Here is a 23,823-nt window from a genome sequence, read left to right as displayed (position 1 = left end):
AGGATCGGCCGCAAGTGTGTTTACGGAGATAAAAAATGAAGTATGATTTCACTCAGTACGTGACCAAGGATTCAGTGATGTCCCTTGACGGCCGGAATAAGCTCGAGGTGATGGACCAGCTGATTACCCGCGCCGCGGATCTGACCAAACTGAACCGGGACGTGATTTTCCGTCTGACCTGGAAACGGGAGCAGATGATGACCACGGGCGTGGGCGGGATGCTCGCACTGCCGCACATCCGGGTCAATGACATCAACCATCCGTATGTGATCGTCGGTGTCTGTGAAAATCCGATCGAGGATTACCAGAGCCAGGATGATCAGCCGGTTCGCGTGGTGGTGTTCACGGTCGCGCCGGACGAGAATCAGGAGGCTTACCTGCAGCTTCTCGGGAGCATTTCCCGGAAACTGCGCAACTCCTCGCTGATCCAGGAGCTGATTGACGCGGCCGGAAATCCGGCGCAGATCCTCGACCTCATTCACCGCGACGACGCGAAGTAAATCCGAATTTCGGGAGGAGTTTCGAGAAATGACCAAACCGGCCAGCCAGCTCGGCGCCAAGGCGCAGATCGATTTTCACTGTTTCGCACCGGATTGCGACGGCGTTGTCAAATTCAACCTTGCGGACATCGTCAATCGGGATTTCCAGGCGGTCTGCCCGAAATGCCATCATCCCTATGCGTTCGATGCGGGGCTCAGGGATAAACTCGAACGCATGCTCGAACTCATGGTTGCCATCCGCAAGGCGGAAGATATTCTCGGTGACAGCAACGTGTCGGTCAACGTCGCGGGAGGAGAAGTGAGAATTCCGTATGCGCTTCTGCTGACACGTCTCAACACTTTGATTACGCTTGAAGTCGGCGATCGGAAAGTGGATTTCCATCTCTGGGTCGAACCGGCTTCTCCGGATACGTTCCGCTGAAGAATAGCACTTTCAAGGAGAGGGCGGGCGGACTTGCGCCGCCGGGCGCCGGCAGTTCCGGGCGGGGGGGGTTGATCCCGGCGGTTCTGGAGCCGGCGTTTGTTTTTGCAACGGCGCCGCACGCGGGAATGTGCGGCTTTTGAATATGGAAGAGTTTGTCGGTTTTTAAAGATAACAGAGGGAACTTTCAACATGACAGAACAGGAAATCATCAAGATTCTGGAAGATTCCGGCGCACTTCTCACCGGTCACTTCCAGCTTCGCAGCGGATTGCACAGCAACCGTTTCTTCCAGGCCGCGCTGCTGCTCCAGTATCCGGACAAGGCTGAAACGGTCTGCCGCTATCTCGCGGATCAGTTCCGGGGCGAAAAGATCGAAACGGTCATCTCCCCCGCGGTCGGCGGACTCATTGTCGGGCAGGAGATCGCGCGGGCGCTCGGTGTGCGTGCGATCTTCGCGGACAAGGAGGATGGGCAGCTCGTGCTGAAACGCGGATTCACGATCAAGCCGGGTGAAAAAGTGCTCGTTGCGGAAGATGTGGTCACGAAAGGCGGCCGGGTTCAGCAGACCGTCGATCTCGTTCGGGGGCTCGGCGGCGATGTGGTCGGGATCGCGGTCATCGTCGACCGTTCCGGTGGGGATGCGAAGTTCGACGTTCCTTTCAAGAGTGCGCTGAAACTTTCGCTGCCGACGTTCGATCCGGCCGAGTGCCCGCTGTGCAAAACCAACATGCCGATCGATCGGCCGGGGTCGAAATAAGATGCTGACTTCCATCCTGAAAGCCGTTTTCGGCACCAAATCGAAACGCGACCTCAAACGGATGGCGCCGCTCGTCCGCAAGATCAACGCGATCGAAGTCGAATACCAGAAGCTCACTGACGAGGAACTCCGCGCCAAGACCGACGAATTCAAGGCGCGGCTGGCCAACGGGGAGACGCTCGACGATATCATGTGCGAAGCGTTCGCCGCCGTCAAGAACGCCTGCCGCCGTCTGGTCGGCAAGGAGATCGAAGTCTGCGGTCAGAAGATGGTCTGGGACATGGTTCCGTTCGACGTGCAGATCCTCGGCGGCATCGCGCTGCACCGCGGCAACATCGCCGAAATGGCCACCGGCGAAGGCAAAACTCTCGTCGCGACCATGCCGCTTTACCTGAACGCGCTGACCGGGAAGAACTGCCAGCTCGTCACCGTGAACGACTATCTTGCGCTGCGCGACTCCAACTGGATGGGCAACATCTACAACTTCCTCGGGATCAGTTGCGGATGTCTCCAGAATCAGCAGCCGCCGCATGTCCGCCGCGAGCAGTACGCCTGCGACATCACCTACGGCACAAACAGCGAATTCGGATTCGACTACCTGCGTGACATGGGCATGGCCAATGAAGCCGCCCAGCTTGTGCAGCGGGACCATTACTTTGCGATCATCGACGAGATCGACAGCATTCTCATCGACGAAGCGCGTACGCCGCTGATCATCTCCGGCCCGGTGCCGATGTCGACCCACCAGTTCGATGAGTTGCAGCCGCTGGTTTCGGACCTCTACAACAAGCAGAACATGCTCTGTTCGCGGCTCGTGCGCGAGGCTCGCGCCGCGCTTTCCCAGGAGAATCTCTCCGCGGAAGACCGGGAAAACGCGCTCGTGAAACTGCTGCAGGTGAAATTCGGCATGCCGACTCACAAACAACTGCTGCACGTGCTCGAGGACGGTGCGATTCTGAAAGAGCTGGAAAAGCTCGAAACGCGCGTGCGCAGCGACTCGAACCGCGGACTGCTGCAGGAGGTTCAGGGCGAACTCTACTTCTCGATGGATGAGAAGACTCATGAGGCCGATCTGACCGACAAGGGGCGCAAGGCGATCTCCCCGAACGATCCGAATGCGTTCATCGTGCCGGATCTGTTGAGCGAACTTGCGGCGATCGACCGGGACGAAGCTCTCACGGAAGCGGAGAAAACCGCGAAACGCGAGGCGTTTCAGAGTGAATTCGCCGCCAAGAGCGAGCGGTTGCACGACCTTTCGCAGCTGTTGAAAGCCTACTGCCTTTTCGAGAAAGACGTGAACTACGTCGTTCAGGAGAACAAGGTTCTGATCGTCGACGAACACACGGGGCGCATCATGCCGGGCCGCCGTTTCTCGGACGGTCTGCACCAGGCGCTCGAGGCGAAAGAGCGGGTTCCGATTGAGCAGGAAACCCAGACCATGGCGACGATCACGATCCAGAATTACTTCCGCATGTACGAGAAACTCGCCGGCATGACCGGTACGGCGGAAACTGAGGCAAACGAGTTTCATCAGATCTACAAGCTTGACGTGATCGTGGTTCCGACGAACCGTCCCTGCATCCGCAAGGATGAGAACGACTCGATTTTCAAGACGAAACGCGAGAAGTACAACGCGATTCTGAAAGATGTGATCGAACGTCACGAAAAGGGGCAGCCGGTACTGTTAGGCACGATCTCGGTTGAGGATTCGGAAATTCTCTCGCGCATGCTTAAAATGCGGAATATTCCGCACAATGTCCTGAACGCAAAGAATCACCAGCGTGAAGCCGAAATCGTGGCGCGCGCGGGGCAGGTCGGAGCGGTGACGGTCGCAACGAACATGGCTGGACGCGGTACCGACATCAAGCTCGGGCCCGGTGTGGCGGAACTCGGCGGACTCCATGTGATCGGCAGTTCGCGTCACGACTCGCGGCGCATCGACCGTCAGCTGCGCGGGCGCTGCTCGCGCCAGGGAGACCCGGGATCGTCGAAGTTCTACGTCTCGCTCGAGGACAACCTCATGCGTCTCTTCGGCTCCGACCGGATCGTGAAGATTTTCGAGCGGTTCGGGCTCGAAGAAGGGGACGAATTGCAGCATCCGTGGCTGACGAAGTCGATTGAGACCGCCCAGCGGCGTGTCGAGCAGCAGCACTTCGCGATCCGTAAACGGACGCTCGACTTCGACGATGTGATGAACAAGCAGCGTGAGATCATCTACGGCTTGCGCAAGCAGGCGTTGCTTTCGGAGGATCCGCACGACGTGCTGTTCGGCATTATCGAGCAGGTTGTTGAAAATGAGATTCAGATGATCGCGGCCAGACCCGCTTCTGAAACCTCGGACAAGAGCAATGCGTTCGACAGGAAAGCGCTTGTGAACTACCTGAACACGACGTTCCCGCTCTCATTCAAGGAGGAGGAGCTGACTGCGGGGATCGGCGCGGACGGGCGGCTTCACTCCGCCGACGAACTGACGCTTCAGATCGTCGACCGGATCGAGGCGGCGTACAAGGAACGCAACGCCGATCTGCCGGAAGAGCAGGTTCAGTATCTCGAACGGCACACGGTGCTTGAGGCGATTGACCGGCTCTGGCAGGAGCACCTTTATGCGATGGACGGATTGCGTTCGAGCATGTCGTTGCGCGTCTATGCGCAGAAAGATCCGCTGGTCGAGTACAAGCAGGAGGCGTACAAGATCTTCAAGACGCTGATGGATCAGATCTATCACGATGTGGCGAACAACCTGTTCCGGGTGACGGTCACGCGGCTTGCGACGCTCGAGGAGATTCTTGCGACGCTGCCGCAGGAGTTGATTCATCAGACGTTCGGCCAGTTTGACGGCGGTTCGATCACGGTCTCCTCGCCGGAATTCGGTCAGGGGACGATCACGCTGCCGCCGCCGCTGCCTGGCATGATGCCCGAAGCGATGCCGCAGGGGGAGGCGGAAGCGGAGGAGGAGAGCGGGGTGACGCAGATGCCGGTTCACCGGGCCGCTCCCAAGATCGGCCGGAACGATCTCTGCCCGTGCGGCAGCGGCAAGAAATACAAAAAGTGCTGCGGCAAAGAGCAGTAAGCTCCGGCAACATCGGACAGAATGGAACGTCCCGCGGTGAATCAACGCCGCGGGACGTTTTGTATGTCAGTCCGGATGCGAGAAAGGGAAGTTTTTTCTCGCGCTCTTCCTTTTCCAAACCACTCCCGACTCCAGCCAGCATCATGGCTGGCTGCGACGATCCGGGTTCGGAGTCGAGGTTCTTTCCTGCCTCTTTCTGTGTCCCGCAAATTGATTCATGCTCCAGGAATTCCGATTTGCAATCAGGATTCTCCATGCTATCTTACTCTTATTGACGCGAAGAAAGCAGAACCATTGATTGCCGTATATGACAGGCGATGCAGCACATCATGGTTCGCAGGCAAGTCCAGGAGGATTGTAATTATCATGGTTTGGGCTGTGATGTTCCAGGGGATTACCGTCTTTGTGTTTATTATCATTTTTTGTAAGGATAAGCATAACCAGGCGATTGTGTCACGAAAAAAACGATTTTGGTATTCTGTTCTGCTTTTTATTGGTATTGATGTTTTATTTCAATTATTTTTAGTAAAAGAATCACAAATTTTGATTTTGAGCAATATATTTGGGGGATCTACATACTTGGCATATATTTTATTGGTTGTATTAGGTGTACTAGAAACAGAGTGGTTGTATATAATTCTTCTCTATTTCGTTAATATGCCAGTAATTTTATTTTTACATTTTCCGAGTTTTTTAATATTCTGGATACAGTTTTCAAAAAATAAAAAGATCAAGATTAAAACTACGGTTTTGTATGTTTTATGGTGTGCAATCACAATATGGCTTTGTCTTTCATTTCCTACTAGAGAACAACGTGCCGCAGAATTGCAGAGGTTGGAAGAGAAACGTTATCAGGAACTTATGCAAAAAGTCGAGAATTCGGCTCAAGAAGAAAGCACAGAGAAAGTACCGCCAAAACAATGATCGCAGATTGCAAACTTGCACCTGCATCACCGACGGCAACAAAAATGTGGAGGATGCTTTTATTCTTAGGAACAAAAAATAGCGTACTGACGGTGCACTGACCGAGGCCTCGGTAGGGTCCAAAATTCTACGAACATTTGTTCCCTATACCGCTTTCGTAAAGTTTGCAAGCTGTCGAGTTCTCCTTTTTGTCGTGGAAAGATGTCAGAGCCGGACTCCGGTCAGCTTCATGGCAGTTATCGGCTTTTCTGGAAAAACATCAGATGTGTTTTTCCGCCCGAACAATAAAAAACGGGGCGGGAAACCGCTCTTCCCGCCCCGACATTCCACCGCGCTATTTCTTCTGTTCGAGCTCGGCCGCCCGTTTGTAGCCCCACTCGATCAGCTTCTGGCAGAAAGAATCACGCCCTTTCGATGCGGAGTCAAACCCGGTCACGCAGCCGATGATCCGGCGCCCGTTGCGCAACACACTGAATGTCAAACAGTAACCGGCATCGTCCGTATATCCGGTTTTTAGTCCGTCCACTCCCGGATAACGGGCATTCACCAGACGGTTCGTCGTATTCAGCATCGTGCGTTTTTTGCCTTCCCGAATGTAATCGAGCCGGGTCGAACTCCACTCAAGGTACTGGGGGTACTGCAGCAGATGTTCGGCGAGGATCATCAGATCCTGCGCGGTGCTGACCGAATTGCCTTTCTTCCGGTCCGGCAACCCGCAGGCACTCACGAAATTGCTGCTGGTCATCCCGAGTTCAAGCGCTTTCGCATTCATCTTCGCGACAAATGCCTCCTGGCTGCCGTCGCCGAGAAACATCGCAATCTGAACGGCGGCGTCGTTTGCGCTCTTGATCGCGGCGGCTTTCATCAGATCCGACAGCGGAAAGGTCTCGCGCGGGTCGAGCCAGATGATCCCGGTGCGCGGCACTTTCAAAACCTCCGGCGAAATCTTCACGGGGGAATCGAGCGAAAATTTCGGATTTTCCTCGAGCTCCTCGAACGCGGTGTAGAGCGTCATCATCTTGACCATCGACGCGATCGGCACCGGTTTCGTCGAATTCTTCTCCCAAAGCACATTGCGGGTCGAAAGGTCGATCATGATTCCGCTCTTCGCACCGCTGCTGCCGGGAATCTCCCGCGCAGAGAAATCCCCGCGCTTCGCATACTCGAAATGGAACGGCGTGCCGAACTGCGGATCAGTCGAAGGCTTCTTGTAACGCCAGTCGCGTTTCTGCACGGCCGCCTGCCGGGAGCCGCCGGATTGCGCGGCCGAGGCACTCTCCTCCTCACCCCCGCCACCGAAGAGCCATGACCAGAAGCCGCCGGATTTCTTCTCTTCCTCCGGAGCCTTTTCCGGCTCTTTCGAGGCAACTTCCCGGGACGACTCCTCCGAAGAAGCCGCTGCCGCAGAATCCACAGGCGGATGATGACTCGCGACAATGCAGCTCACCGCAATCACGTGAATGAGGATGATGACAATGAAAATCCCGCCCAGAAGTTTCCAGCGGGCCCGGTTCACTTCATTCATGTTCGGGCGCTCCCTCCCCCTTCCGGAATACGCCCATGGCAGCGGCACGATTCATGGCGCTGACCAGCGCGGCGATCGCGGCGCGGTCGATGTTGGAATGCTCACCCGCACCGTAGATCAGGTGTTCCCCTTTCCCGCCGCAGCGCAATCCGACAAACGCGATGGCATGGGCGTCGGCATCTTTCCCGAGCGTGCTTTCGGAGAAATCCTCGAGCTTGAAGAACGGCATCAAGCCCGAACTCTTGAGCGAATGAACCACCGCCGACAGCGGACCATTCCCCTGCCCGGTCAACTCATACTGCTTCCCGTCGATAAACCAGGAGAACGTCGCGCCCGAACGGTCGCCGACCGAAGCGCGCTGATAGTTCTCCATCCGGTATCGGCCGGCGATGTTCACAAACGCGGAATTGAAGATTTCGCGCAGCTTTTTCGAGTCGATCTCGCCGCCGGTTTCGTCGATGTATTTCTGGACGACAGCGCCGATCTCGGGGTGCATGCTCTTCGGCGGATAGATTCCGAACTCTTTCTCAAGCACATAAACAACACCGCCCTTGCCGGACTGGCTGTTGATCCGGATGAGCTTCTCGTACTGGCGGCCGAGATCCGCCGGGTCGATATGCAGATACGGAACTTTCCACCCCTGCTGAAAGAAATCGGAGATCTCCCGCCGCCGCTCGAGCCCCTTGCGGATCGCATCCTGATGCGACCCGGAAAAAGCCGTGAACACCAGATCCCCCGCATACGGATGACGGGGATGCACCTCAATTCCGGAGTTGCGCTCGACGATCCGGACGATCTCCGGCATATTGTGAAACGACAGTCCCGTCGAAATCCCGCGCGATTCGAGATTCAGCGCCAGCACCGAAAGGTCGAGGTTGCCGGTCCGCTCTCCATGCCCGAAGATGGTTCCCTCGACGCGGGTCGCTCCGGCCAGAATCGCCAGTTCGCTCGCCGCAACCGCGCACCCCTGGTCGTTGTGGGCGTGAATGCTGATGGTGGTCTCCGCAAGATACGGATATTTGCGGCAGAACAGCTCGATCATATCCGCATACTGGTTCGGCGGCCGCCGCTCGACCGTCGCCGGCAGATTCAGAATGAAATCGCGGGGCGTCGAGGGGCCCCACTCGCGTTTGACCGCGCAGCAGAGATCCACCACGAAATCAAGGTCGCTGTCAGTGAACTCCTCCGGCGAAAATTCGTAGCCGCACACCTCCGTCAACCCCTCGCGGGCGATCGCCTCGCGAACGAGGCGCGTCCCGGTGACCGCCATCTCGAGAACCTGTTCGCGCGTATCGTTGAAAACGAACCGGCCGTGCAGATCGCTCGTCGGCACATAGCAGTGGATGATCGCCCGCTTCACGCCACGCAGCGATTCAGCAGTCTTGTCGATCAAGTGTTTGCGCGCCTGGGTCAGCACGGAAATCGTCACGTCGTCCGGAATCAGATTCTCCTCGATCAGCATCCGCACGAAGTGAAAGTCGTCTGCGGAAGCGGAGGGAAACGCCACTTCGATCTCCTTGAAACCGATCTTCACGAGCATATTGAAATATTCGAGCTTGCGCTCGGGGGTCATCGGTTCCGGCAGCGCCTGGTTGCCGTCACGCAGATCGACGGAGGCCCAGACGGGCGCTTTGGTAATGAGACGATCCGGCCACTGCCGATTTTCGATCTTCACCGGCTCCGGATAGCGATATTTCGGATAACTTTCCATTTTCTGCAACCGTATATATGTTCATTTATTTGTTTGCTCTGATCATTCTCACCGCAGCGCACGCCGCACCGAACCCGTTGTCGATGTTGACGACGGTCACGCCCGATGCACAGCTGTTCAACATCCCGAGCAGCGCCGCGACACCCCCGAACGCGGCACCGTAACCCACACTGGTCGGCACCGCGATCACCGGACAGCGGACGAGACCGCCGACCACACTCGGAAGCGCTCCCTCCATCCCCGCGACCACGATGCAGACATCGGCGGAACGCAGCCGGTCGAGAGACGCAAACAGCCGTTCGATCCCGGCCACGCCGACATCCGCCACGAGTTCCGCGCCGATGCCGCATGCTTCGAGCGTATGGAGCGCCTCTTTCGCCACGCCGTGGTCGCTGCTGCCGGCCGTGACAACCAGCACCTTGCCGGTCAACCTGCGCTCCGGATCGCGAATCCGGAACGTCCGGGCCGCCGGATCGTACTCCCCGGCCGGAAACGCCTGCACCAGTGCCGAACCGGTCTCCGCCGGAAGCCTGGTCACCAGCACCGAGCCGGTCCGGCCATGGATCTCCGGAATGATCTCCAGAAGCTGTTCCAGACTCTTCCCGGCACCGTAAACGAACTCGGGGAAACCGCAGCGAGCCTCCCGGGCGTGGTCGATCTTCGCCTCTTTCAGCTCCCCGACCGCACCGGAGGCGGCGGCCAATTCCGCCACGGCTTCGACGAAACCGAGACGCCCTGCCGCGGCCTCTTCGAGAATTTTATCTTTTGCTCTCATGATGAATGAAAGAATATAACTTGCGGCCGGCAAAATATCAAGTTATATTAAGAACGTTATCTCCAAAAAAATACCATCGAAACATCGAAGGAAACACCATGCAGCAGCACTGTCTGATTCTCGGCGGCGGACTCTCGGGAAAGGCGGCCGAACGGCTGGCCGCCTCACTCGGGTTTTCAACCGCGATTCTTTCCGACTCTCCGGGACTCGACGCCGACGCCGCCGTCGCGGAAGCCGATCTCATCGTGACCAGCCCCGGCATGAAGCCGCTCGTCTCACCGCTCTGGCAGGCCGCAATGCGCCGCGCGGGAAAGGGGCAGTGCGAATTCATCAGCGAACTTGAATTCGGATTCCGCAACTGGCCGGGGAAACTCCTCGCAATCACCGGGACCAACGGGAAAACCACGACCACCGAACTCACGGCCGCACTGCTCACCGCTGCGGGTGTCGAGGCACGCACGGCGGGGAACATCGGACTGCCGCTCTCGGAACTCGCCGCCGATCTGCGCGAGGGAAAACTCTCCCCCGACGCGCTGCCGGTCGTCGAGGTCAGCTCTTTCCAGCTCGAGCGGTGCGACACATTCGCGCCGTTCGCAGCGGCGCTGCTGAACCTCGAATCGGACCACGTCGACCGCTATGCGGGCGGGTTCGCCGAATATGCCGCAGTCAAACAGCGGATCTTCGACCGGGTCGCGCCGGAAAACCGCGTCTACGGCCTCTCGATGGACTCCCCCGTGCCGCGCCGGGTCACACTTTACGGCGATGCGTTGATGATCGATGAAGAGGAAGTGCTGATCGACCTCGGCAACACCGCGCTCTCGGCAGTGCACAACCGTGAAAATCTCGCGGCGGCAGTCGAGCTCTGTCTGCGCGTGCTTCCGCTCGAAACGGTGCTCTCCCCGGAGTTCCGGCTTGCGATCCACATGTTCCAACCCGGCCGCCACCGTCAGGAGCTCGTCTGCGAGAAAAACGGCGTCCGTTATGTGAACGACTCCAAGGCGACCAATCCCGCCTCGACCGTCGCAGCGCTGCGCGCGATTCCGGGGACGGTTGTGCTGCTCCTCGGCGGGCTCGACAAGGAGATGGACTTTTCTCCGCTCGCGCCATTCGCCGACCGGATCCGGTTCGCGGTGCTCTACGGAGAATGCCGCGCAAAGATCGCCGCCGCGCTGCCGGAGTCGATTCCGACCGCCGACTGCGGCATGGAGTTCGAGCGGGCAATTCGCACAGCGTGCGACCATGCACAGCCCGGGGACACGGTGCTGCTCGCTCCCGCCTGCGCCAGCATGGATATGTTCCGGGACTATAAGGAGCGCGGCGACCGGTTCGCCGCATTCGTGAAACAGCTCTGAAAAGGCGCGGAGTCATTCGGCGGGGAAGCGGAAAAGCGCGTCGTCGAGCGGGAGATTCCACTCCACACGACGCGTTTCGTACTCCTCGCCGTCGATCCGCAGCTTTCCCGGAATGTTCCGTCCCCGCTCGCGCCGGAACTCTGACGGGAGGAAACGGCGCGTGACACCGTCACGCATGACCGTCACCGATTCGAGCCGCCCCGACGCGCCGTCCACCGCGATGAGTGCCGTGGTCAGATAGCGGTCACGCCGCCCGAGCAACGTATAAACGCCCTCCGTTCCGGGACGCGGAAAGAGTTTCAGATCACCGAACAGTTCCGGCACGGGACGGATCGCGAAGAGCAGCTGGAAGATCCAGGTCTCATCGTTGCCGCCGATCGTCCCGTCCCGCCAGCACCGGGTCCCGTCGAAAACAACGGCGGGCTTCCCGTCACGGAGGAGCGAACTTTTCTTTCCCCGGCGCAGGAACTCGAGTTTATGCGGCCCGGCCAGTTCGATCCGCGCCGACTCAACCGGCTCCGCCTCTTTTCCGTGCATGAAAGAATAGAGCTTTATCAGCAGCTCGTTCCGGGTCGGCGGCTTCGCCTCGGACGCGCCGGCAAAAAAAAGCGGAGTCATCGCCAGAAACAGGATGATCCGCCACTTTTTCATATTCGCAACCCATTACAATACAGTGAAATCCGCTCCGATATTCTGAAAATCACGGATAAAATCCGGATAAGTGACGGATGGCGCCTCCGCCCGGTCGATCACCGTTTCTCCCTCGGCCGCGAGCCCGGCGACCGCGAGCGCCATCGCAATGCGATGATCGCCGAAACTCGAGACCTCCGCCCCGTGCAGCGCGCCGCCGCGAATCACCATTCCATCCGGCAGTTCCTCGACCTCCGCCCCCATCTTCGCAAGTTCGGAGGCCATCACCGCGATCCGGTCGGTCTCCTTGACGCGCGCCTGCGGCACATTCAGGAGTCGGGTCTCCCCCTCCGCCAGCGCCGCCACGACCGCCATGACCGGGAGCGCATCCGGCGTTTCGTTCATGTCGATCGCGCAGCCGTGCAACTTTCCTCCCGTCGGCAGAACAGTGAGCTCCGTACCGTGCTCGATCTTCGCACCCATCCGTTCGAGACAGGAGAACACTTTCTTGTCCCCCTGCGCATCGGAGAAGTCAAGATTCCGGATCACAACCCCGTCCCCGCAAAGCGCCGCCGCGCAGAGCGGAAATGCCGCAGTCGAGAAATCCGCCGGAATCACCCGCCGGAACGCCGGAATCTTCTGCCCGCCCGGAATGCGCCAGTGCAGCATGTCGTCACTCATCTCATAGCGAATTCCCAAAGCGTCGAGCCACGCGAGCGTTATGCCGATATAAGGCTTCTCATGAAGAAAATCCAGATCGACCGTCGAATCCTCCGCCAGCGTCGGCAGCATGAAAAGCAGCGACGTGAGAAACTGCGACGTCGTGCCGTCCACTTTCGTCGCGCCCCCTTTCAGCGGCCCCTCGACCGTGAACGGACACTTGCCGTTCGTCGATTCAATCCGGCAGCCGAGCGGCGCAAGCGCGTCAAAGAGCCCTGCCATCAGGCGCGTCCGCAGACTCTCGTCGCCGTCGAAACGGATCGGGAAATTCTGCCGGGCGCAGAAACCGGTCAGCATCCGCATTCCGGTTCCGGAGTTGCCGAGATCAAGCGTACGACCGGGATCTGCAAATTTCCCGCCCGTTCCCGCGATCTCCCAGAAGCCGTCCCCCTCCGTCACATTTGCCCCGAGCAATTTCGCGGCTTCAAGCGTCGAACGGGTATCCGCCGACTCCAGCGGGGCGATGAGTGTGCTCTTCCCCTCCGCCGCGAGCGCAGCGGCGATGCCGCGGATCGTGTGCGACTTCGATCCGGTCACGGCGATTTTTCCACGAACCCGGGAGGGTTTCACCAGCAGTTTCATGCGACGCCTCCCCGTCACTCCATGATGATGGTCGTGTAGTCGCCACCCGGCGGAATCATCGGCAGAACGTGTTCATCATAGCCGATATAAACGTCGAGCAGGAACGGACCGTCGTAAGCGAGCATCTCCTCGATGGCGGGCGCAAGCTCCTCCCGCTTGAACACCCGGCGCCCCGGAATCCCGTACCCCGAGGCGATCGTGACGAAATCCGGATACGGCCCGCCCGTGCAGCGCGTGCCGTCACAGTGGTCGCAATCCTTTCCCGTCCCGCAGCCGTTCGACCCCTTGCAGCGTCCGAGCACCGTATTGCCGCGGTTGTGATCGTAGAAACGGTCCTCCCACTGCGCAACCATACCGAGGTGCTGATTGTTCAAAATGATCATCTTGACGTCGATCTCCTCGACGAAAAGCGTCCCGAGCTCCTGAATGTTCATCTGGAAACTGCCGTCGCCGTCGATGTTGATGACGGTCTTTTCCGGGCAGGCGACCTTTGCCCCCATCGCCGCCGGGAGCCCGAACCCCATTGCGCCGAGACCGCCGGAAGTCAGCAGCTGGCGCGGGAAACTGTAATCGTAATACTGCGCCGCCCACATCTGATGCTGGCCGACGCCGGGAACGATGACGGCTTTGCCGTCCGTCAGGCGCGAAAGCTCCTGCATGACAAACTGCGGCTGCACATGATCGGGCTTCACGCGATAGGAGTTATACGGGTACTTCGCTTTCCACTCGGCAATGCGCGCAAACCAGTCGGCGTACTCCTGCCGGAGGGGATGCTCGTTCAAAGCCGCAAGCATCTCCTTGATATTTGCAACAATCCCGAGATCGGCGGGCTTGTTCTTGTTGATTTCGGAGTCGTCGATGTCGACGTGGACGATCTTCGCGCGGGTCGCGAATTTCTGCGGGTTGCCGGTCACACGATCGTCGAACCGCGCACCGAAAGCGAGCAGCAGATCACACTCATTCGCGGCGTAGTTGCCGAACACCGACCCGTGCATGCCGAGCCAGCGCAGCGACAGCGGATGCTTCTCGGGAAACGCCCCGATCCCCATCAGCGTGGTCACCACCGGAATGTTGTAACTCTCGGCGAACTTCAAAAGTTCAGCAGAGGCTCCCGCCGAAATGATTCCGCCGCCTGCGTAGATGCAGGGACGCTTCGACGCGGCGATCAATTCACGGATCTTCTCCGCATCGGCCGGATCGAACACCGGATCGGGATGATAGTAGTTCAGCGCGACCGGCACATCGAAGTTGAATTCAACCCGCTGCTGCTGCACGTTCTTCGGGATGTCGACCACCACCGGGCCGGGACGACCCGAGGAGGCGATGTAGAACGCCTCTTTCATGATCTGCGGGATATCTTTCGCGTCAAGCACGAGGAAGCTGTGCTTCACGATCGGACGGGTCACCCCGATGATGTCGGTCTCCTGAAACACGTTCTTGCCGATCATCGAACTCGAGACCTGCCCGGTGATGAAAACCGTCGGAATGGAATCCATATAGGCGTCCGCAATGCCGGAAACGAGGTTCGTCGCCCCCGGGCCGCTCGTCGCCATACAGACGCCGACTTTGCCCGAAATCCGGGCGTAACCGCCCGCGGCGAACGCCCCGCCCTGCTCGTGGCGCGGCAGAATCACGCGCATCTTCGATTTCGACAACGCCTGGTGCAGCTCGATCGCCTGCCCGCCCGGATATGCGAAGACGACTTCAACTCCGAGGAGCTCCAGGCATTTGATCGTGATTTCACTGCCTTTCAAAAGAGTCGGCGTCTTTGGTGTATCCATCGTTTTATTTCCTTACGCTGTAATGATTTCTCCAGTCTGTCTCCGGCAAAGCCCGGGATTTTCCGCAATTTCCCCCGGCTCCGGTTCAGTCAATCGGTAAATATACCGCTCTTTCCAGCAAAAATCAAATTATCTCATTGAAAAACAGGGATCTTGCACTATATTATTCCTGTTTCGCTGTAACGCTCATGAAACCGGGAGGACGAAATCAGATATGGCAAAGATCGATTACGAGTTCGATCAGGGAGACGGGAGACCGAACAAGGCCGGAATGCGTCTGCGTCTCGCGGCGATCTTCATCGTCGTCGCGGCCCTGACCTGCGCGATCGTCTATTTTCTGATTCCGAAATCGGACGGGACGCCGGAGGAACTTCCGGCCCTGCCGCCGGAGGAAAGCACGACCCTCCCCGCCGATGACGAAAACGTCCGGGAGGCAGAGAGTCGGGATCCGGTCGAAGTCTCTCCCGGAACGGAAAGCGAACTGCCGCAGCCGGCCGACGGGCAATCGCCCGATCCGGAAACGACAGTCGAAGAGACGTCCGGGACAGAAGAGACCCCGCCCGAGGCCTCCCCTGAACAGCCGGAAGAGGCGACGCAGCTTCCCGAGAAAGGCAAGCCGTGGATCGGAGATCCGATCATCGACCGTCCCGACGTGCCGAAAACCGACATCCCGACCGATGTGAAGCCGTCGCTGGACGCGGCATTCACCCGGGCTGAGACCAGCCTCGGAGAGAAAAATTTCGCCGCCGCCGCGGAAAGCGCTCGCGCGATTCTGGGAAATTCGTCGGTCATTCCCTACTCCTCCGAGTGGAGACAGGCGGCCGCACTGCTGACGGAAGCGAATCTGACGGCATTCGAGACCCGCGCGGAAATGGGGGATTCGACTCTGATCCACCCGGTCAGACCCGGAGAAAGTTACAGCGCCCTCGCCGCGAAATACCACACGACAATCGATGCGATCAAGCACTACAACCGTGTTCCGGAGAAAGACAACATCCTGAGAATCGGCAAGAAACTGCTGATTCACCCCGGACCGTGGAAGATCATGATTCACAAGAATGCGCGCGTGCTGGAGCTCTACAACCGCGACACGCTCTACGCGGTTTTCGACGTCGGGATCGGACGACTCGGCAAAACCCCGACGGCGAAATTCGTCATCTCAAGCAAGCTGCGCAATCCGGACTGGTATATGCCCGGCGGCGGCGTCGTGAAGTACGGCGACCCGGAGAATCCGCTCGGCAACTATTTTCTGAAACTCGCGCCGACCGGCAGTCCGGACCGCCCGCTGCTCGGATACGGCATCCACGGCACGCAGGATGAATCGGACATCACCCGATCGCTCAGCAACGGCTGCATCCGCATGCGCGACGCGGACGTTTCCAAACTGTACATCATCATTCCGGCCAGAACGCCGGTCGAAATCGTTGAATAAATACTTACCACGCAAGGGAGTTCACCATTATGCCGGAAATCCATCTGGAATTCGAGAAACCGATCATCGAGCTGCGCAAGAAACTTCAGGAGCTTCAGGAGCTCTCCGAAAGCAGCAAGCTCGATCTCTCCGCGGAGATCCGTTCGTTGACCGAACGCATGAATGAGACGATGAAAGAGATCTACAGCTCGCTCACCCCGTGGCAGCGGGTACAGCTTGCGCGCCATCCGGAACGGCCCTACACGCTCGATTACATCAACCATATTTTCCCGAATTTCATGGAACTTTCCGGCGATCGCCGCTTCCGCGACGACAAGGCGATCATCGGCGGCTTTGCGAAATTTCAGGGCAAACCGGTCATGGTGATCGGCACCCAGAAAGGACGGGACATGAAGTCCAACGTCTACCGCAATTTCGGCTGGCCGAGCCCCGAGGGATACCGCAAGGCGATGCGGCTCATGCAGCTCGCAGACAAGGCGGAAGTGCCGATCATCACGCTCATCGACACTCCGGGAGCCTTCCCCGGCATCTCGAGTGAGGAGCGTCACATCGCTGAAGCGATCGCGGTGAATCTGCGCGACATGTTCACGCTTCGGGTGCCGATCGTCTCGGTCATCATCGGCGAGGGCGGTTCCGGCGGGGCGATCGGCATCGGCGTCGGCAACCGGATTCTCATCATGGAAAACGCCTACTATTCGGTCATCACGCCCGAGGGGTGCGCCGCGATTCTCTGGAAAGACCGCAAATTCGCGCCGCAGGCGGCGGAAGCGCTGCAGCTCACGGCGGAGAAACTGCTTGAACTCGGCATCGCCGACGGCATCATTCCGGAACCGTTCGGCGGCGCTCAGCGCGACCATGAACAGGCCGCCAAACTCGTCGGCGAGGCGATCGCGAAACAGCTCTCCGAACTGCGCAAGCTCTCCGGCTGCAAACTGCGCGAACAGCGTTACGAAAAATTCCGTGCCATGGGCAAATTCACGGAACTCCCGCTCACGCCGGAAGCACCGGCAGAAGCAGCAAAAGAGGCCGACGAGTGAAAAATCTCCTGACGGTTCGCGAAGCAGTCGAATCGGACGTTAAAAAAATCCATGAACTCCTGACGATCTACTCGGAGAAGGCGATCGTGCTCGCGCGCAGCGAGGAGGACATCCGTTTCTACCTCGGCAACTTTCTGGTTGCCGAGGTCGGCGGCGTGGTGCGCGGCTGCGCCGCCGCACGCGACTTCGGCAACGACCTCCTGGAAGTGCGCTCGATGGTGGTCGAACCCGGTTTTCAAGGCAAGGGAATCGGCCGCGCGATGATCGAAGCGCTGGTTGCGGGACTCCGAATCCGCCGGAAGAAGTTCCGGCTGTTCGCACTGACCTACCAGGTTGAGTTTTTCAAGGCGCTCGGCTTCCGGGTCGTCGATCGCAACCTCTTTCCGGAAAAGATCTGGAGCGACTGTGCGAAATGCCCGAAAAACGACTGTTGCGACGAAACCGCCATGCTGATCGAATTTTCGCAGGAGGATTGAGTTCACAATGATCCTCTCCGGTAAAACACGAGCCTGGCTCTGGGTGCCGACCGCGTATTTTGCCGAGGGAGGTCCGTTCATGGCCGTGTCGACCGTCTCGGCGATTCTCTTCAAATCACTCGGGATGGAGGATCGCTACGTCGCGCTCTGGACGAGCCTCATGATGCTGCCGTGGTCCATCAAGCCGCTCTGGGCGCCGTTCGTGGATATGTTCCGCACCAAGCGGCAATGGATTCTTGCGACTCAGCTTCTGATGGCGCTGCTGTTCACCGCCATGGCGGGATTGATCGTGAGCGAGAGTCTCTCCCTGATTCTCATCGGTGTATTCTTCCTGCTGGCGTTCGCCTCGGCGACCCACGACGTCGCCGTGGACGGCTTCTACCTCATCGCGCTCGACAAGCACGAACAGGCGTTTTTCGCGGGAATCCGCGGGACGTTCTACCGAATCGCCTCGGTGTCGGTGCAGGGAGGGCTTGTCACGCTGGCCGGCGTGGTCGAACATCTGCACGGCAGTTTGCGGTCCGGCTGGGCGTTGTCGCTGCTCTGTGCCGCCGTGGCGATGGGCGGGGTTTTTCTTTGGCACACCCTCGCATTGCCGCGTCCGGCCGGGGATTGCGCGGCGACCCGGCAGGGGGGAGTGCTGTCCGAATTTCTCGAATCGTTTCTGAGCTTTTTCCGGATGAAAGGGATCATCTGGATTCTGCTGTTTCTCTTCCTGTTCCGTCTGGCGGAAGCGCAGCTCGGTAAAATCGCGGCGCTTTTCCTGCAGAGCAGCCGGGAACAGGGAGGGCTCGGACTGAGTCTGGAAGCGATCGGAACACTGTACGGCACCGTCGGCCCGATTGCGCTGATTGCCGGGGGGATTCTCGGCGGCGTACTCGTGGCGTCGCGCGGATTCGCAAAGTGCATCTGGCCGCTGGTGTGTGCGATCAATCTGCCGGATATCGTCTACGTCTACCTCGCGGTGGAACGCCCCGCCTCACTCTGGGCGGTCGGCAGTTGCATCGCCGTGGAGCAGTTCGGCTACGGACTCGGATACACGGCGGTACTGCTGGTCATGGTCGCGCTTGCGGAGAGATCCGGAAAATTCAAGACCAGCCATTTCGCAATCATGACCGGCGTGACGATTCTCGGCATGATGCTGATCGGCGGAGTCTCCGGCTACATGGCGGAGTCACTCGGCTATACGGGCTTCTTCTGGTATGTCATGGTCTGCACGATCCCGAGTTTCCTCGTGACAATACCGATCGTGAAATTGATCCCGGCGGAGTTCGGAAGCAAATCAAACTGATCGGGGTCAAATCTTCCGGCGAAACGCCCGGAACTGGGTGGGGGAGACTCCTTTCAGACGTTTGAAAAAAGTGGAGAAGTAAAATTCGCTGCTGAACTTCAGCCGGGAGGCGATCTCGCGAACCGGCATTTCCGTATGCAGCAGATACCGCTCCGAGACCGCCATAAGTTCATCCATGACGAACGTTTTCAGCGGGATTCCGAAATCATTGGAAAAGTGGCGGGAGAACGTGTCCCGTTTCACACCGGCCTTGTCGGCAATCTCGTCAACGCCCATTTCCGCATTGATGTTGCTGTGGACATAGCGGAGAATTTTCCCGTACTTTTCATTCAGCCCGCAGAAGCGTTCGATGCGGCGGTGGTCGGGTTCGTGAAAGCGGGAGAACAGCAGCCAGATCAGAGACTCGAAACGACAGAAAACCTCCCAGTCCGGCGTACGTGCCATCAATCCGGCGAATTCGCGAAGCCGTTCCGGATCAACAGCCGCCTCCCGGCAGAGAAGTTCGCCGCCGAACACCTCGACGCCGGGAAGAATATAAAGTTGAAAATGGAGACTCAGCAGAGAGATTCCGGGCTGAAAATCGCAGGAGATTTCCGCCCGAGGGGGGACGAAATACGCATGATTCTGACGTAATTCAAGCTCCTGATTCCCGGAATGGTTTATCATACGGCCGCCCCCTTCGATCACGAGGAAGCAGCGGTTGAACGAAAACGAGTTTTTTCCTTTCCAGACAAAACGGGAATTGGCCAGTTCAAGCAGTCTGAGTTCCAGCAGACTGTGATAGTCCCGCAGCAGGGAATATCCGCCCTTTTCGTTCCTGTGATCCATTTTAACCATTCCGGTCTCCCTGTTTGATCCTTGCCCCCTCTCATCAATTCAATATAATGAACCGCGCGGGAAATGCAAGCACGAATTCCCGTTTCCTTGCCTGAATGTAATAAACCCATATAAAAATCGGGATTTAAAGCGAAATTCCGATCTCGGACCACCCCAGCGATACCAGGCCAGGCTGTGAGTATGCCACCCGGGGGTGGAATGAATAAAAAAGCAGCCCCGGATTTCTCCGAAGCTGCGAGAAGATGGTAGCGGCTCCAGGATTCGAACCAGGGACCTGCGGATTATGATTCCGACGCTCTAACCAACTGAGCTAAGCCGCCAATCGACCAAAAGTGGTAGCGGCTCCAGGATTCGAACCAGGGACCTGCGGATTATGATTCCGACGCTCTAACCAACTGAGCTAAGCCGCCATGCCTTATTAAAATAGTTGACTTTTGCATTTTTACAAGCCGCAAGGGTAAAAAAAACAGGAAAAAGCCGCAAAAGGGAGGCTCTGCGTCGTTTTGAGATGCGGTTTTGTCGGTTCTTCTCCGGTTTGAGCCACGATTTACCTGAAAAATTGATTTCGGTCATCAAACGCAAGGATTTTCACTGCTCTCGATGCGGTTCGTTGAAGGTGCGACCGGAATGTGTTCGCATTCGCGATATACAGGGTTTGCCGATGGGGCTGCATCTGGGTTACTTCAGAATCAGGATTCATCGATTGTATTGTCAAGCCTGCCACCGTCGCAACTTTGAACACCTGCATTTTCTGTCTTTCGCCAACGCCCGAACTACCAGAGAATTGGAACGGAGAATCATCGCGGAACGCCATGAGATGAGCATTCGTTCCATTGCAATGAAATACCATTTGCGATGGAAATTGGTGATAATGTCCGGAAAATTGCGCACATTTTGAGAGAGGGCATTCTGAAGATCACTCATTTTGTCAATCATCCATTTGAAATCAATTCTTTTCGGCAGTACATTAACACATGTCTTGACTGGGAGCGATGAATCATGCAGAAATTGACGAGCAGCATTTATACATTTGAGAAGTTGATCGAAAACAACTTCCTCTATGTGGATAAAACGGAGTACATCTGGCGGCTCATCGATTCCGCCCCCGCCATGTATTTCATGTCAAGACCGCGCCGCTTCGGGAAGTCGCTGACCGTTTCCACGCTGGAAGCCGTTTTTTCCGGAAAAAAAGAACTCTTCAAAGGGCTGGCGATTTACAACAAGTCCTACGACTGGAAAAAATACCCCGTCATCCATCTGGATATGGGAAATTGCGATGCAACTACACCGGAGACATTGAGAAAATTTATAACCCGCCTCCTGCAAGATAAGGCGGAGGAATATCAAGTCTCGATTCAGATACAAAATGATGAATTGGCATCTTCCTTTGGAGCATTGATCTCCGCTGTATCAAAAGATGCTCCGGTAGTCATTCTTGTTGATGAATATGACAAGCCGATCCTGAACAATATCGGGAATCCTGAGCTGAAGGAAATGCTGTTCGTATTGAAGGGATTTTATTCCACCATCAAAACCTGTGAACAGCAGGAGCATTTCGTCTTTGTGACAGGGGTCTCGAAATTCTGCCACGTTTCGTTGTTTTCCGATCTCAACAACCTGACCGACATTACGATGAATGCGGATTACGCAACCATGCTCGGGTACACGCAGCGGGAGTTTGAAACCAACTTCGCCGAATGGATTTCCGCGGCGGAATCCCGGCAGCAGCTTCCGCACGAAGCGTACCTCAGGGAGATCAAAAACTGGTATAACGGCTACCGGTTTCACGCGCAAAAAGAGACGGTCTACAATCCGGTTTCTCTGGCCTCATTTTTTACGGACAATGGTGAATTCAAAAATTACTGGTTTTCCACCGGAACACCGTCGTTTCTGCTGGAGCTCATCAAAAAGAAGAACTTCGATTTTGAAGATGCGTTGACCCGTCCGGTCTCCGGGATTGCGTTCGCCGCTTATGAGGTTGACCGGATCGAGCCTCTGGCGCTTCTGCTCCAGACCGGTTATCTGACCATCAAAAGTTCCTTTGTGGATTTCGGAGCGACCTTTTACCATCTCGATTTCCCGAATTTCGAGGTTCGTTCGGCATTCGACACCTATCTGCTGAATGCCTATACCTCCATCACCAAGGATGAACTCGAGGGGATAGCGGTCGGTCTGGCACGGCATGTTCGCAGCGGCAATACGGAGGGGATCATGAAGGATTTCAAAATCTTTCTGGCCGCGATCCCGTATGACATTCAGCTCAGCAACGAGAAGTATTACCAGACGATTTTCTTTTTGCTGTTCCTGATGCTCGGCGTTTACATCGAGGCGGAATCCCGTACGAACGACGGACGGATCGATGCCGTTGCCATGTGCGGCGAGTGGATCTACCTCTTCGAGTTCAAAATCAACCGGAACGCGGAGTGCGCCCTCGATCAGATCAAAGAAAAAGAGTATTTCCGGAAATATCAGCATTCCGGGAAACGGATCATCCTGATCGGCGCAAACCTCAACATGGAAACCCGCCAGCTTGACGACTGGAAACAGGAAGAAGTCTGCTTATAATCCCTGTTCCCAGAAAACGTGCCGGAATGTGAATTGGTCTCCTAAGAATTCCGGCATATCGCGCATGGGGCCTGGGAGTTTGGTCTCTATAATCAATCAGAAAACAGGCCCTTTTTCAAGTGCCCTCTCTCAAAATGTGTGCAATTTTCCGGACGTTATCCCACAGAGAAAAGTGTTACCCGTTTTTACAAACTCTTCAAACCATTTTCCCGCTGCTTAGCACAGGAAATTTATGCTTCATGGCAATCGTCTCGTAATGTCTTAACAGCATGAAGAAAAGTTCCTTAAAAGGTTTGTTGGGATCGGGGGAGTTTACATATCTTTCAACTGAGTATTCCCATACCTCCAAAACTCAGCAGAACTTGACTTCCAACCATTTGCCATATTACTCCGCTACCACCAATAATTCCAATTAATAATGTAGGAATCCAATTTTTTGTATCCCTCCAAGTAATTATTGAAAATATACAATATATTCCTAGAATCAATAGATGAAAAATCAGGAAAAACAATCCAATTAAAGAGGCATTTTCCCATGCAGTATGACTATTATGTGAAATAAAAAAAGTAAATAAAGTTGCCAATGTCAATTGTGGTACAACTGAGGACAACATGATTTTCCAACATTTTAGCTGAAATTGGAAGAACAAAAAAACTATTGAAAAGCATCCAGCATACCCTCCTGCCAAAAAAATGAATATGGTAAGAAAATCTATAAAATTTTCTATTATTGACCCGTCATTAAAAAAGATATACATACAACTAAATATGAGAAAATAACAGACTAAGAAAAAGAGGAAAATCAAATTATAATTTTTTGAGGACATAATTATCTGCGCTTCTCCCCTCGCTTGGACAACATCTTATTGAAAGATTGGTGTAAAAGCCTTTGAATTACTATATCCCATTGCTTGCCGATTACAAGTTCCGAGATAGACTTCATCCGGCATCCGATATTGGAGTACCGAATGAATCCACTTGGAGTTGTAAAAGTTCACATAATGCTACCACCCCGAAGCGAAGCTGCGGCAAACTGATGTAATCAGCCCGTCTATGCTGATCAGAATGCCATGATCCCGAAGTTCCGCCATAAACTCCGAGTTGGTGAATTGGTTCCCTTGATCCGAATTAAAAATCTCCGGTTTCCCATAGGAATCCACAGCCATTCTTAATGTTTCGACACAATGAAAAGCGTCCATTGTATTCACTACATTATAAGCCAACACCTTGCGGCTGAACCAGTCGACGATTCCTATCACAAATGCCCGTTTGAATCGGAGCGAAACCAATCACGCGCTTTGAAATGTCTATTTCATCGCAATTCGTGCGCAGCACCCAACCATGCGCGGAATGAAACAAGATCGGCAGTTTCCCATCACGCGCCAACTCCTGAACCGCACGACGGTAATTCGTCTCGCTTGCCGCTTCAACAACC

General features: G+C 56.4%; 21 protein-coding genes and 2 tRNA genes. 11 read left to right on the top strand and 12 right to left on the bottom strand.

The window, feature by feature from the left end; translation table 11 throughout:
• Window positions 1-35: 35 nt before the first annotated feature.
• The 5 genes from Q0J85_RS04115 to Q0J85_RS04095 all read left to right on the top strand — a co-directional run bounded on the left by Q0J85_RS04115 (window position 36) and on the right by Q0J85_RS04095 (window position 5,674).
• A complete protein-coding gene (locus Q0J85_RS04115) occupies window positions 36-500 on the top strand; it encodes a PTS sugar transporter subunit IIA (RefSeq protein WP_294478466.1) in 465 nt (154 codons plus the stop codon).
• Window positions 501-528: 28 nt separating this feature from the next.
• On the top strand, window positions 529-921 hold the full coding sequence (locus Q0J85_RS04110) for a hypothetical protein (RefSeq protein ID WP_294478464.1): 393 nt from the start codon (window positions 529-531) through the stop codon (window positions 919-921).
• A 192-nt stretch (window positions 922-1,113) separates the two neighbouring features.
• A complete protein-coding gene (gene pyrE, locus Q0J85_RS04105) occupies window positions 1,114-1,680 on the top strand; it encodes an orotate phosphoribosyltransferase (RefSeq protein ID WP_294478463.1) in 567 nt (188 codons plus the stop codon).
• 1 nt (window position 1,681) lies between these two features.
• Complete coding sequence (secA, locus tag Q0J85_RS04100) at window positions 1,682-4,750, top strand: preprotein translocase subunit SecA (RefSeq protein ID WP_294478462.1); 3,069 nt, start codon at window positions 1,682-1,684, stop codon at window positions 4,748-4,750.
• Window positions 4,751-5,116: 366 nt separating this feature from the next.
• On the top strand, window positions 5,117-5,674 hold the full coding sequence (locus Q0J85_RS04095) for a hypothetical protein (RefSeq protein ID WP_294478461.1): 558 nt from the start codon (window positions 5,117-5,119) through the stop codon (window positions 5,672-5,674).
• Window positions 5,675-6,008: 334 nt separating this feature from the next.
• Here Q0J85_RS04095 and Q0J85_RS04090 read toward each other — a convergent pair whose 3' ends face one another.
• From Q0J85_RS04090 to larB, 3 genes are read right to left on the bottom strand one after another with little or no spacing between them, the layout of a single operon-like run.
• A complete protein-coding gene (locus Q0J85_RS04090; protein WP_294478460.1) occupies window positions 6,009-7,199 on the bottom strand; it encodes a D-alanyl-D-alanine carboxypeptidase family protein in 1,191 nt (396 codons plus the stop codon).
• Window positions 7,192-8,910: a 2-isopropylmalate synthase gene (locus Q0J85_RS04085; protein ID WP_294478459.1), complete on the bottom strand. Its 1,719-nt coding sequence runs from the start codon at window positions 8,908-8,910 to the stop codon at window positions 7,192-7,194. The genes Q0J85_RS04090 and Q0J85_RS04085 overlap by 8 nt, the downstream gene beginning before the upstream one ends.
• Before the next feature lie 25 nt (window positions 8,911-8,935).
• Entirely contained in the window at window positions 8,936-9,685 is a 750-nt protein-coding gene (larB, locus tag Q0J85_RS04080) for a nickel pincer cofactor biosynthesis protein LarB (RefSeq protein ID WP_294478456.1), read from the bottom strand.
• A 98-nt stretch (window positions 9,686-9,783) separates the two neighbouring features.
• On the opposite strand from larB, the gene murD reads away from it, so the two are divergent.
• The gene (murD, locus tag Q0J85_RS04075) at window positions 9,784-11,037 is read left to right on the top strand and encodes a UDP-N-acetylmuramoyl-L-alanine--D-glutamate ligase (protein WP_294478454.1); all 1,254 of its coding nucleotides are present in this window, start codon (window positions 9,784-9,786) and stop codon (window positions 11,035-11,037) included.
• 12 nt (window positions 11,038-11,049) lie between these two features.
• Here murD and Q0J85_RS04070 read toward each other — a convergent pair whose 3' ends face one another.
• The 3 genes from Q0J85_RS04070 to ilvB are packed head-to-tail and all read right to left on the bottom strand — an operon-like array spanning window position 11,050 to window position 14,750.
• Entirely contained in the window at window positions 11,050-11,688 is a 639-nt protein-coding gene (locus tag Q0J85_RS04070; protein WP_294478453.1) for a hypothetical protein, read from the bottom strand.
• A 12-nt stretch (window positions 11,689-11,700) separates the two neighbouring features.
• Window positions 11,701-12,969: a 3-phosphoshikimate 1-carboxyvinyltransferase gene (aroA, locus tag Q0J85_RS04065; RefSeq protein ID WP_294478451.1), complete on the bottom strand. Its 1,269-nt coding sequence runs from the start codon at window positions 12,967-12,969 to the stop codon at window positions 11,701-11,703.
• A 14-nt stretch (window positions 12,970-12,983) separates the two neighbouring features.
• Window positions 12,984-14,750, bottom strand: a complete 1,767-nt coding sequence (ilvB, locus tag Q0J85_RS04060; protein ID WP_294478449.1) for a biosynthetic-type acetolactate synthase large subunit — start codon at window positions 14,748-14,750, stop codon at window positions 12,984-12,986.
• Window positions 14,751-14,964: 214 nt separating this feature from the next.
• Here ilvB and Q0J85_RS04055 point away from each other — a divergent pair, with 214 nt between their 5' ends.
• From Q0J85_RS04055 to Q0J85_RS04040, 4 genes are read left to right on the top strand one after another with little or no spacing between them, the layout of a single operon-like run.
• A complete protein-coding gene (locus Q0J85_RS04055; protein WP_294478445.1) occupies window positions 14,965-16,182 on the top strand; it encodes a L,D-transpeptidase family protein in 1,218 nt (405 codons plus the stop codon).
• Between the two features lie 29 nt (window positions 16,183-16,211).
• Window positions 16,212-17,219, top strand: coding sequence for an acetyl-CoA carboxylase carboxyltransferase subunit alpha (locus Q0J85_RS04050; RefSeq protein WP_294478443.1), 1,008 nt, complete (start codon window positions 16,212-16,214; stop codon window positions 17,217-17,219).
• Window positions 17,216-17,695: a GNAT family N-acetyltransferase gene (locus tag Q0J85_RS04045; RefSeq protein WP_294478441.1), complete on the top strand. Its 480-nt coding sequence runs from the start codon at window positions 17,216-17,218 to the stop codon at window positions 17,693-17,695. The genes Q0J85_RS04050 and Q0J85_RS04045 overlap by 4 nt, the downstream gene beginning before the upstream one ends.
• Before the next feature lie 7 nt (window positions 17,696-17,702).
• Window positions 17,703-18,986 (top strand): hypothetical protein, encoded by a 1,284-nt coding sequence (locus Q0J85_RS04040; RefSeq protein ID WP_294478439.1) that lies wholly within the window; start codon window positions 17,703-17,705, stop codon window positions 18,984-18,986.
• Between the two features lie 6 nt (window positions 18,987-18,992).
• On the opposite strand, the gene Q0J85_RS04035 is transcribed toward Q0J85_RS04040, so the two are convergent.
• From Q0J85_RS04035 to Q0J85_RS04025, 3 genes are all read right to left on the bottom strand, one after another.
• Window positions 18,993-19,814 carry an AraC family transcriptional regulator gene (locus Q0J85_RS04035; protein WP_294478437.1) on the bottom strand — a complete coding sequence of 274 codons (822 nt, stop codon included), beginning with the start codon at window positions 19,812-19,814 and terminating at the stop codon, window positions 18,993-18,995.
• Between the two features lie 252 nt (window positions 19,815-20,066).
• Window positions 20,067-20,143 (bottom strand) — tRNA-Met (locus Q0J85_RS04030).
• 13 nt (window positions 20,144-20,156) lie between these two features.
• Window positions 20,157-20,233, bottom strand: a tRNA-Met gene (locus tag Q0J85_RS04025).
• A gap of 589 nt (window positions 20,234-20,822) precedes the next feature.
• Between Q0J85_RS04025 and Q0J85_RS04020 the strand changes: the two genes are divergently transcribed.
• Window positions 20,823-22,388, top strand: a complete 1,566-nt coding sequence (locus Q0J85_RS04020; RefSeq protein WP_294478434.1) for an ATP-binding protein — start codon at window positions 20,823-20,825, stop codon at window positions 22,386-22,388.
• A gap of 323 nt (window positions 22,389-22,711) precedes the next feature.
• Here the strand turns inward: Q0J85_RS04020 and Q0J85_RS04015 are convergent, their stop codons facing one another.
• The 3 genes from Q0J85_RS04015 to Q0J85_RS04010 all read right to left on the bottom strand — a co-directional run.
• Window positions 22,712-23,002, bottom strand: a complete 291-nt coding sequence (locus tag Q0J85_RS04015) for a hypothetical protein (RefSeq protein WP_294478432.1) — start codon at window positions 23,000-23,002, stop codon at window positions 22,712-22,714.
• A gap of 390 nt (window positions 23,003-23,392) precedes the next feature.
• Window positions 23,393-23,614 carry a DDE-type integrase/transposase/recombinase gene (locus Q0J85_RS15430; RefSeq protein ID WP_367274597.1) on the bottom strand — a complete coding sequence of 74 codons (222 nt, stop codon included), beginning with the start codon at window positions 23,612-23,614 and terminating at the stop codon, window positions 23,393-23,395.
• Window positions 23,601-23,823, bottom strand: a 223-nt coding sequence (locus Q0J85_RS04010; protein WP_294478430.1) for a hypothetical protein, incomplete at its 5' end; no start/stop codon positions are given. The genes Q0J85_RS04010 and Q0J85_RS15430, both read right to left, overlap by 14 nt.

The organism is uncultured Victivallis sp., from assembly GCA_944389935.1.
In the GTDB taxonomy this organism is placed as follows: Bacteria; Verrucomicrobiota; Lentisphaeria; order Victivallales; family Victivallaceae; genus Victivallis.
The sequence above is the reverse complement of the archived record's forward strand: the minus strand, read 5'-3'. Positions and strand labels throughout refer to the sequence as shown.